This is a genomic window from Pantoea sp. CTOTU49201, assembly GCF_032054795.1.
GTDB classification, from domain to species: domain Bacteria; phylum Pseudomonadota; class Gammaproteobacteria; order Enterobacterales; family Enterobacteriaceae; genus Pantoea; species Pantoea symbiotica.
Map to the genome: position 1 here is coordinate 1 of NZ_DAMBSA010000369.1, position 3,981 is coordinate 3,981.

The 3,981-nt window shown below is 57.2% G+C and carries 4 protein-coding genes; all 4 read right to left on the reverse strand.

All coding sequences use genetic code 11. The features are described from left to right. Positions 1-60 precede the first annotated feature (60 nt). Entirely contained in the window at positions 61-1,194 is a 1,134-nt protein-coding gene (locus RTY00_RS20145; protein ID WP_312665800.1) for a M20 family metallopeptidase, read from the reverse strand. After that, a complete protein-coding gene (locus RTY00_RS20150; protein ID WP_312665802.1) occupies positions 1,194-1,949 on the reverse strand; it encodes a glutamine amidotransferase in 756 nt (251 codons plus the stop codon). Before RTY00_RS20150 ends, RTY00_RS20145 begins: the two co-directional genes overlap by 1 nt. 13 nt (positions 1,950-1,962) lie before the next feature. After that, a complete protein-coding gene (locus RTY00_RS20155; protein ID WP_312665804.1) occupies positions 1,963-3,042 on the reverse strand; it encodes a phosphotriesterase-related protein in 1,080 nt (359 codons plus the stop codon). Between the two features lie 3 nt (positions 3,043-3,045). Next, positions 3,046-3,981: ABC transporter permease (locus RTY00_RS20160; RefSeq protein WP_312665806.1), on the reverse strand; the 936-nt coding region annotated here is incomplete at its 5' end.

The following is a 3,981-nucleotide window of genomic DNA, read 5'->3' on the forward strand; positions in this document are numbered from 1 at the left end:
AGCGGTCGCCATGAATGGCGACCCTACACGCGATTGTCGAGATTTTCGTAGGGTCGCCATTTATGGCGACCTTTGCTCAACCTTCATCCACTCCGCAATAATCTGCCCATACAACTGCTCGGCTTCACCCAGCTTACTCACCAGACAATACTCATCGGTTTGATGTGCCATGGTCGGTTCGCCCGGGCCTAAAATAATGCACGGCGGATGGCCCAGCGCCGGCAGCAGCAACGAGGCATCGGTAAAGTACGGCACCACGCGCGCCTCTAATGGCTGCTCAAAAAACGCCTGACAATGATGATAAACCGACTGAATCCACCGATTCTCTTCGGAACTCAACACTGCAGGCAGATCAACCAAGGTAATGATGTGCACCTCTTCGCCCAGCAACTCGCCTAACTGCTGGCGAATGGTGGCGTGTTGCAGGTTTGGCGCGCTGCGGATATCGACATCAAACGCCGTGCGATCCGGCACCGAGTTAATATTCAGGCCACCCTTAATACGGCCAACGTTCAGCGTCGGTTGCTTCATTAAAGGATGCGGCGCGCCGGGCGAGAAGTGGCGGATTTTGCCCAACGCGTCGGCGGCAAGATAAATGGCGTTAATGCCCAGTTCTGGCATCGCGCCGTGCGCGGTTTTACCGCGCGTCTCGCAGCGCAGCCACAGCGCGCCTTTGTGACCAATCACCGGATAATTTGCTGTCGGTTCGCCAACGATCAACGCCCCAATCTCCGGTAAGGTGCCCGCCGCAATCAGCGCCTGCGCGCCATCGCAGCCGGTCTCTTCACCGCCGGTAATCAACATCACCACGCCGCGCCCGGCGAGAATCGCCTGCTGTTGCTCGATGCAGGCGAGGGCAAAAGCGGCGATGGCCGCTTTCATGTCACTCGAACCGCGCCCATAAAGCCGATCGTCTGCGACCTCAGAGCCAAAAGGATCGTGCTGCCACGGCTGATTGCCGAGCGGCACGGTGTCGAGATGTCCGGTAAACGCCAGCGGTTTACCCGGCGCGCTGCCGCGCATTTGCGCCACGAGATTGCTACGACCTTCACCAAACGACGACAGCTGAACCTCAAAACCCAGCTCGCTGAGCCATGCGGCAAAAAACGCCATGCAGGCGGCTTCGTTACCCGGCGGATTAATGGTGTCGAAGCCGAGCAGCTGCTGTGCGAGTGCCAGTGAAGCGGGCTGCATCAGGCGCGCTCCGTCAGCCAGTCGAAGCAGTTAATCCACAGCTGGCGATAGCCGGGCCATTGGGTAAACTCTTCCGGTAGCCAGTGTGCCGACATATCGCTGGTCCACACCAGCGAACGGCCTTGCTGATATTCCCGCACCGCTAATAAAGGATGCGACGTCCCGGCGACGGTCGCCAGTAGCGTACCTTCGGGCTGCATCTCCACTTCGTTGTAACCGAGCATCCACGGCCATTCGCCGGAGATGTTGTCGAACAGCGCGTGCGATTGTGTCTTTTCTAGCGTGGAACCTTCCGGCGTTTCAATGCGATCATCCCAGGCAAGGCAGCGAACCGGCAACACTTTCTCCACCAGCGTATTACGGAATCGCGCGCCGCCATTAATGCCCTGAAAACTGAAGTAACCGCCGATCATCATCAGGCTGCCGCCTGCCGCAACGTAATCGTGAATTAACGCCAGGCGATTGGCGGTACGACGGCTTTTCAGCCAGGTATCGGGATGCAGCAGCAGCGTGTTGGCACCGATATCCGACAGGATAATCACATCCCACTTTTGCAGCCCTTCGAGCGTCAGTGGGAAATCTGTGGCGGCAGCATGCGCAGGCATATGCGTGATGGCATAATCGCTATCTTTCAGCGCCGCGATAAAATCGCTGGCACCGCTGTGCCAGGTGGCGGTCGAGAACTGGTCAAAGCCTTTAATGTGGTTTGAGGTGCTGGTCCAGGATTCGCCCACCAGCAAGACTTGTTTCTGCATGATATTTTCCCTTTTACCCGCCAAATACGCGCTGCGGGTTAGCAATCATTAAGGTTTCGAGTTGTTCGCCGCTGACGCCGTGACGTTTCAGGCGCGGGACAAAATGTTTGAGGATGTAGCCATAACCGTGGCCGCCATAGCGTGTCAGCATGGTTTTCAGGAACACATCCTGCGACAGCAAAATCTGCTGGATGTAGCCGTCATCAATCAGTTCGCAGATGGCACGCGCGTTCTCTTCATCGGAAGGGGATTGCGCGGATTCATCGGCGTAGTAATAGCTCATGCCGATCATGTCGTATTCCAGAAACACGCCGCGATCGGCCAGTTCGCGCTGATAGCTTTTGTCGGCAAAGCTGGGATTCATATGGCACAGCACGGTGTGACGCAAATCAGCGCCTTCCTGCTGCAGAATATCCAGCACTTTGTGGCCTAAACGTTCCCAACCCGGCAGATGCACCTGAATCGGCACGCCGGTCGCCGCACTGGCACGTCCGGCGGCGCGCAGCGACTTCTCTTCATCGGCGGTAAAACGGCTGGAGATACCGATCTCGCCGATCAATCCAGCAATCACCTCGGGTTTCTCTGCTGCGCCGCCAAGGTCAAAAATCAGCTTCTCGCTGAGTTGCTCAACGCTGATGCTCTTCACCCATTCCGGATGCGACGGCTCCAGATACAAACCAGTGCCCATCACGATGTTAAGTCCGGTTAAGCGCGCAATGCGTTGCAGCCCTTTGGGATCGCGGCCAATGCCAATATTAGTGGGATCGACGATGGTTTCGCCGCCCAACGCGCGGTACTTCATCAGCTCGTCGATCGCCATGTCGACGTCAAACAGCTGGCAGTTATCGCGGCTCATCAACGGATTCATGTTGAGTTCGCCGAGGTTCTCCATCTTCACTGGCATCTCAGCAATATGACGATCGCTGCAACAGCAGGGCGGCACCCATTTGCCGGAAGCATCCAGCAAAATATGTTCGTGCATCAAGGTGACGCCCATCTCGGCCAGCGGCAGCGGCCCCAAAACCGTCATCACATGTCCACTGCTTACGCCGAGCGGTAACGGATCCGCGTGGCGAAAAATCGATCCTTTCATCAGCTATCCTTTTGCCGGTGCGCGGGTGGGATTGAGAATGCGGGTGTTGAGCCAGATGGCGAGCAGAATGATGGTGCCGGTAGCGATTTGCGTATAGAACGGCGAAATGTGCGACAGGATCAGCCCGTTCTGGATAATCGCAATCGACAGCGCGCCCAGCAGCGTGCCGATAATGGTGCCGAAGCCGCCAAACAAGCTGGTGCTGCCGAGCACCACGGCGGCGATCACCTGCAACTCAAAGCCTTCGCCCTGATTGGATGAGCCGCTGCCGAGACGCGCGGTAATGATCATCCCGGCCAGCGCTGCCGCCATGCCGCTGATAATGTAGACTTTCATGGTGACTGCTTTGGTATTGATGCCGCTGCGGCGCGCGCCTTCGGCATTCGAACCAATCGCCGTCACGTAGCGACCAAAGCGCATGTGGTTAAGCACAATATGCCCGGCAAACAGCACCACGATGCCAATCAGCGCCGGCATCGGGATGCCCAGTACCCACGCGCGGCCCATAAAGGTAAACAAGCTGTCGGCCGGCACCGGAATTGAGTAACCCTGAGTAACCAGCAAGGCAATGCCGCGCACTACGGCTAAGGTGGCTAAGGTGACGATAAACGCCGGAATCCCCTCAAAGGCGATAAAGAAGCCATTGATAGCGCCGACCAATCCGCCCAGCAACAGCCCGCCAATTAACACCACCGGCCACGGCAATCCCCAATTATTTAGCGCGATAGCAGAAAGCGCACCCACCAGCGCCAGCGTTGAACCTACCGATAAATCAATGCCGCCGGTGGTGATAACCAGCGTCATCGCGGTGGCGACGATCAGCAGCGGGGCGCTTTGGCGAATGATGTTCAGCCAGTTGGTGCTGGAGAGAAAATTGCTGGTGATCAGTGAAAACACCACGCAGCAAAAGATGAAAAACAGCGCAATGCTCACCACGCC

Coding starts and splice junctions, on each gene's coding strand:
- RTY00_RS20145 (WP_312665800.1), bottom strand. CDS start 1,194: ATGCAGCCCGCTTCACTGGCACTCGCACAGCAGCTGCTCGGCTTCGAC.
- RTY00_RS20150 (WP_312665802.1), bottom strand. CDS start 1,949: ATGCAGAAACAAGTCTTGCTGGTGGGCGAATCCTGGACCAGCACCTCA.
- RTY00_RS20155 (WP_312665804.1), bottom strand. CDS start 3,042: ATGAAAGGATCGATTTTTCGCCACGCGGATCCGTTACCGCTCGGCGTA.